The organism is Streptomyces sp. NPDC006339 (assembly GCF_040612775.1).
Lineage (GTDB): Bacteria > Actinomycetota > Actinomycetes > Streptomycetales > Streptomycetaceae > Streptomyces.
The window spans coordinates 24,758-30,757 of the sequence record NZ_JBEXQW010000071.1 but is presented as its reverse complement, the minus strand read 5'-3'; the positions used below and the strand labels follow the sequence as shown (position 1 = coordinate 30,757).

Here is a 6,000-nt window from a genome sequence, read left to right as displayed (position 1 = left end):
GATCAGCGGCGGGCAGGCCCTTCTCCCTTGCCTGCGGGCCGAGTTCACCGGCCCGCCGCCGCAGCAGGGCCCGCTCCCGCTCGTTCCGGGTCAGCCGCGCCCCGACTCCTCCGCTCGCCCCGACGTCTCGGTCCGCCGGGACCTGCGGGCGCTGCGCTCGCGTCCGCTGCGGTCGGCCCTCGCGCACGCCGCCCTGGTCAACGGGGCGACCTTCGCGACCTTCGCCTTCCTCGCGGTCCTCGCCGTGGACGTCACCGGTCTGCCGTCGGGAGCGGTCCCGGTGCTGCTGGCCGCGTTCGGGGCGGGCGCGTTCCTCGGGGTGACGGCCGCCGGGCGCATGGCCGCGGGAGCGGCGCTCCGCCCGGGCGGCCGCGTCCTCCTGGCGTTCGCCGCCGGATGGGTCCTGCTTGGTGCCACCGCGGCCCACCCCGCGGCGCTGTTCCTCGTCGCGGCCGTGCAGGGCGCGTTGTCCTTCGGTCTCGGCACGGCCCTGGTCAACCGGGTCCTGCACCTCGCCTCCGACGTCCCCGCGCTGGCCGGTGCCTTCGCCACCGTCGCCCTGAACGCGGGCGCCTTCGCCGGCCCCCTCCTCGCCGCCGCCGCGACCGGCCGCACCGGTGACCCGACCACCGCCGCCTGGACGAGCGCCGCCCTCGCCGGCGCGGCGGCGCTCCTCAGCGCCGCCGACCGCCTCCGGCCCCACCGACGCGCCACCACACCGACCGTACCGACCGCGCCACCCCAGGAAACCGAGCCGACCTCCACCTGACGGACCATCACCACCGCGCCTTCGAGGGAATGTCCCGCCTGACCTCGTTCGTCCCCGACGTGGCGTGCCGTCAGATCAACAATGGGTAACGGAAAGGGATATGGCGGGCAGAAGTCTTCCCTCCGGTCCCGGCGTCCTGGGATCTTGCGTCCACCCCACACATCACAGGGCCCGGTCGGCGCCACCAGCGCCTCCGGGTCATCGGAGGACGCATTGTTTTCCCACATATCGAGCCGGCTGAGACTGCCGGTCGCGGCCGCCGCCGTCGTCGGTGCCACCGTCGCCCTCACCGCCCCCGCGCAGGCGCAGGTCCTGCCCGTGGCGAAGGCGGCCCAGGGCGCCCGCACCGCCCCGGCGGCGCAGGCGCAGACGCAGGAGCAGGCGCGGTCCGCGACCGGTACGCGGACCGCCGGTGCCTGGGCCGCCGGTACGCGCGCGTACCTGGTCATCACGACGCCCGGTGACACCACCGCCGTCCGCACCGCCATCGCCTCGAACGGCGGCACCGTCTTCGCCTCCTACGACGCCATCGGCGTCGTCGTCGCCCACTCCACCTCCACCTCCTTCGCCGCCACGATGCGCGGCGTCGCCGGGGTGCAGCAGGTCGGCGCGACCCGCACCTCCGACGTGCCGGCCGACGCGTACAACCCGGCCCTGCCGGCGAACCCGTCGCAGTCCACGACGACGCTGAACGAGACCAACCGCTGGGACATGACCCAGATCAAGGCCGACCAGGCGTGGGCCGTCACCACCGGCTCGGCCGCGGTCAAGGTCGGTGTCCTGGACACCGGTGTCGACGACCGGCACCAGGACATCGCCCCCAACTTCAACGCCGCGGACTCCGTCTCCTGCGCCTACGGCAAGGCCGACACGCGCGCCGGTGCCTGGCGCGACGTCGGCACCCACGGCACGCACGTCGCCGGCACCATCGCCGCCGCGAAGAACGGCAAGGGCGTCATCGGCGTCGCTCCCGGAGTGAAGATCTCCTCCGTGCGCATCGCCGAGCCCACCACCAGCCTGTTCTTCGCCGAGAACACCATCTGCGGCTTCATGTGGGCGGGTGACCACGGCTTCAAGGTCACCAACAACAGCTATTACACGGACCCGTGGCAGTTCAACTGCCCGGACAACGTCGACCAGGCCGCCATCATCGAGGGCGTCCGCCGCGCCCAGGCATATGCCGAGTCCAAGGGCTCGCTGCAGGTCGCCGCGGCCGGCAACGCCAACTACGACCTGGCCAACAAGACGACCGACACCGAGAGCCCCAACGACTCGACCCCGGTCACCCGCACCATCACCAACGCCTGCATCGACATCCCGACCGAGCTGCCGGGCGTGGTGACGGTCTCCGCGCAGGCCAACGGCGGGGCGAAGGCGTCGTACTCCAACTTCGGCAACGGCATCATCGACATCGCCGCCCCGGGCGGCGACGGTGCCAGCGGCGTCTACTCGACGCTGCCGGGCGGCAAGTACGGCTCCATGAGCGGGACGTCGATGGCCTCCCCGCACGTGGCCGGCGTGGCCGCGCTGCTCGCCAGCGTCAACCCGTCCTACACCCCGGCGGACATCCGATCCGCCCTCGCGACCCAGGCCACCGACAGGGCCTGCCCGTCCGACAGCCGCTGCACGGGCACCACGACCAAGAACGGCTTCTTCGGCGAGGGCCAGGTCGACGCGCTGAAGGCGGTCGCCGGCGCGAGCCCGCCGCCCACCGGCCCGTACTTCGAGAACCTCAACGACGTCGCCATCGCGGACAACGCGACGATCGAGAGCCCGATCACCGTCTCCGGCGTCACCGGCAACGCCCCGGCGACGCTCAAGGTCGGCGTCGACATCAAGCACACCTACCGCGGTGACCTGGTGCTCTCCCTGGTCGCCCCGGACGGCACGGTGTACCCGCTGGAGGACTTCACCAACAGCGACGGCACGGACGACATCGCCAAGACGTACACGGTGAACGCCTCGGCCGAGGTGGCGAACGGCACCTGGAAGCTCCGCGTCCAGGACATCGCCTCCCAGGACACGGGCCGCGTCGACGCCTGGAACCTGACCTTCTAGGCCACACCGCCACGGGCCGCGCCACCCGCGCCACCCGCACACGCACATCGAGCCCCCGGGACACACGTCCCGGGGGCTCGATCCGTGTCGTCCGCCCGCCGCCGGCTCAGCGGCGCACGGCGCGCAGCAGCGCCACGGCGCCGACCACCGGCACGACCAGCGCGAACAGGACGAGGAGCAGGAGCTCCATGGGGCCGAGCCGGGAGGAGGCCAGGAGAAGGGCACCGGCGACCACCAGGACGGGGACGACCGCCGAGGTGACCGTGCCGAGGACCTTGTGGCGGGTGTCCCAGTGCGGCGACCCCCACAGCAGGACCAGGCCCGCGACGAGGGCCACGCCGCCGGCGATCGCGCTGAAGAGGAAGACGAGACCGGCCGAACCGAGCAGGACCGCCGTCAGCCGCGTGCGCGGCGGACGGTCGGAGGCGGCGGCCGCGGGGTACGGCGAGCCGGTGAGGACCCGGTCGACCAGGGACCCGCCGCCGAGCGGCCCGCCGGTGAGGGAGCCGCGCGCGAGGGGCTCCTCGGCGAGGGCGGAGGCCGCCACCGTACGGGGCTCGCCCAGGTCGGCGAGGACCCCGCGCAGCTCCTGCTCGGTCCCCGCGCCGCTGACCTCGATGTGCTCCCGGAGGTCGGCCAGCAGCTCGGCGCGGCGCTCGGCGGGCAGTTCGGCGGTCTCGCGCGCGACGGCGTCGAGGTAGGCGGTCACGAGCGGGTGGTCGGTGGCGTTCATGCGCGGTCCCCCTGCGGATCGTTGAGGAAGTGGTCGACGGCGTCCCGGAACAGTGGCCAGGCCCGGGTGAAGTCGGCGAGCGCCGCCCGGCCCACGGCGGTGAGCGTGTAGTAGCGGCGGGGCGGGCCGTTCGGCGACTCGCGGAGCTCGGTGTCCACGAGCCCCTCGCGGCGCAGGCGCGACAGCAGGGGGTAGATCGTGCCCTGGCTGGTGGTCATCACGCTGACGGCGGAGAGCTCGGAGAGAAGCTCGACGCCGTACTTCGGCCCGTCCCTGAGCAGCGCGAGGACGCAGTGCTCCAGCACTCCCTTGCGGAGCTGGCTGGGTACCCTGCCGCCCTCCTCGTTCATTGCGTCACCAGGAACCATGCAATGCAAGATAGCCCGCCGGGTGAAGCTTCCACAAGGCGACCCCCGACAGGGCCACGGCGGCGCTCAGCCGGCCGAGAGCCGTATCTCCGTCAGATAACCGGCCGGGGAGGGCGGGGACGGCAGGCTCACCGTGGGATGCGGGGCGGACGTCAGGACGTCCAGCACCTCGCGCGCCGGGTAGCCGAACACGTCCACGTCCCGGAGGACCACCGGCACGGCGGACGGCTCCCGCGCCCCGGCGGCGCCGACGCTCCGCTCGATGCGTACGAGCGCGAGTTCGCGTATGCGGTGGTCCGCCCGGCCCCAGCGGTCGGCCGTGTCACCGCACACGAGCAGGTCCAGGCCCTCGTAACACGCGGAGAAGGCCCACCCGGTCCGGCAGACCCAGGTCTCGCGCACGTCCGCCAGCGTCGCGACCGCCCACTGGGCCGCGCGCTCGGGCATGCCGAACCGCAGCACGCCCGCACCGCGCGGCAGGACGAGCCCGACTCCGGGCAGCACTTCGAACACGACCCGATCGTGCCCCGGCCCCGGCCGCCGGGGCAACGCCTGCGGGCCGCCCCCTACGGGCTCCCACGGCCCGCCTCCGGGCCCGCCCCTACGGGCCGTCGACCGTGATCGCCTGTACGGGGCAGGCGCGGGCGGCCTCGCGGACCAGCGGCCGGTCCGTGTCGTCCTCCCGTCCCGGAACGACCGTGCCGAAGCCGTCCTCGTCCTGCGTGAAGACCTCGGGCGCGACCAGGGCGCACTGACCGGCGCCGATACAGACGCCGTTGTCGACGGTGATGCCCATCGGACGGATTCCTCTCACCAGGTGACGGGGAGTTCGAGCATCCCCTGGATCGTGTCCCCCGGCTTGAAGGGGATCTCCTCGGCGGGTACGGCGAGTCGCAGACCCGGCAGCCGGCGCAGCAGCGTCCCGAGCGCGATCTCCAGCTCCGCCCGCGCCAGGTTCTGCCCCAGGCACTGGTGGATGCCGAAGCCGAACGCCAGGTGATGCCGGGCCGGGCGGGCCCAGTCCAGGGTGTCCGGATCCGCGTAGACCTCGCCGTCCCGGTTGATGACGGACGTCGCGAAGACCACGCCCTCACCCGCGCGGATCACCGTCCCGCCGACCTCCACGTCCTCGCGCGCGACCCTCAGCATCCCGTCCGCGATCGACAGGAACCGCAGCAGCTCCTCCACCGCCGTGGGGACGAGGCCGGGGTCGGCCCGCAGCTCGGCCAGCCGTTCGGGATGGCGCAGCAGCGTGTACGTCCCCAGGGAGATCATGTTGGCCGTGGTCTCGTGCCCGGCGACCAGCAGGATCGTGGCGAGCTGCACCAGCTCCTCACGGTCGGGCCCGTCGCCCCGTGACCGCCGCGCCACCAGGTCGTCCAGCACCCCCTCGCCGGGCCTGGCCCGCTTGCGGTCGATCAGATCGCCGAGATACGCCTCCAGTCGGGTGAGCGCGTCCTCGGTGTCGGCGCCGGTGGGGCCGCGCAGCAGCCGGCGGGACTGCTCCTCGAAGAAGTCGTGGTCCTCGTACGGCACGCCGAGCAGGTCGCAGATCACGATCGACGGCACGGGCAGCGCGAAGGCGCCGACCAGTTCGGCCGGCGGTCCCGCCTTCTCGATCGCGTCGAGGAGCCGGTCGACGGTCGCCTGGATGCGCGGCCGCAGACCCTCGGTGCGCTTGAGCGAGAAGCTCGGGATCAGCATCCGGCGCTGGACGTTGTGTTCGGGATCGTCCCACCCGAGCAGCGCGGCCCGCCGACGACGGCTCAGGCCGGCGGCCCGCTCAGTCGGCAGCGGGAAGTCGTCCCGGGTGGAGTCGGTGGACAGCCGCTGGTCGGCGAGCAGCGCCCGCGCGGCCCGGTGTCCGGTGACGAACCACACCTCGCGTCCGTCCCAGAGGGTCACGCGCGACAACGGGCGTTCCTCGCGCAGGGGGTCGTAGGCGGTCGGCGGGTGGTAGGGGCAGGATCGGTTCTGGGGGAAGGCCACGGCCTCGGTCATGCTGGACCTCGCAGACGGCGGAACGCTGGCTTCGACGGCTTCGACGGCTTCGACGGCTTCGACGGCTTCGA

6 protein-coding genes and 1 pseudogene are annotated in these 6,000 nt (G+C 73.3%); 2 read left to right on the top strand and 5 right to left on the bottom strand.

Annotated elements, in window-relative coordinates; all coding sequences use genetic code 11:
- A pseudogene (locus ABZ135_RS35790) lies at nt 1-769 on the top strand (hypothetical protein); the annotation flags it as partial.
- 213 nt (nt 770-982) lie between these two features.
- On the top strand, nt 983-2,827 hold the full coding sequence (locus tag ABZ135_RS35785) for a S8 family serine peptidase (RefSeq protein WP_356702043.1): 1,845 nt from the start codon (nt 983-985) through the stop codon (nt 2,825-2,827).
- A 106-nt stretch (nt 2,828-2,933) separates the two neighbouring features.
- Here the strand turns inward: ABZ135_RS35785 and ABZ135_RS35780 are convergent, their stop codons facing one another.
- The 5 genes from ABZ135_RS35780 to ABZ135_RS35760 all read right to left on the bottom strand — a co-directional run bounded on the left by ABZ135_RS35780 (nt 2,934) and on the right by ABZ135_RS35760 (nt 5,929).
- Entirely contained in the window at nt 2,934-3,560 is a 627-nt protein-coding gene (locus ABZ135_RS35780) for a hypothetical protein (protein WP_356702041.1), read from the bottom strand.
- The gene (locus ABZ135_RS35775) at nt 3,557-3,928 is read right to left on the bottom strand and encodes a PadR family transcriptional regulator (RefSeq protein ID WP_356702039.1); all 372 of its coding nucleotides are present in this window, start codon (nt 3,926-3,928) and stop codon (nt 3,557-3,559) included. The genes ABZ135_RS35780 and ABZ135_RS35775 overlap by 4 nt, the downstream gene beginning before the upstream one ends.
- A 66-nt stretch (nt 3,929-3,994) precedes the next feature.
- A complete protein-coding gene (locus ABZ135_RS35770; RefSeq protein WP_356702037.1) occupies nt 3,995-4,441 on the bottom strand; it encodes a hypothetical protein in 447 nt (148 codons plus the stop codon).
- 88 nt (nt 4,442-4,529) lie between these two features.
- The gene (locus ABZ135_RS35765; protein ID WP_356702035.1) at nt 4,530-4,724 is read right to left on the bottom strand and encodes a ferredoxin; all 195 of its coding nucleotides are present in this window, start codon (nt 4,722-4,724) and stop codon (nt 4,530-4,532) included.
- A gap of 14 nt (nt 4,725-4,738) precedes the next feature.
- Nucleotides 4,739-5,929 carry a cytochrome P450 gene (locus ABZ135_RS35760; RefSeq protein ID WP_356702033.1) on the bottom strand — a complete coding sequence of 397 codons (1,191 nt, stop codon included), beginning with the start codon at nt 5,927-5,929 and terminating at the stop codon, nt 4,739-4,741.
- Between the last annotated feature and the right edge of the window lie 71 nt (nt 5,930-6,000).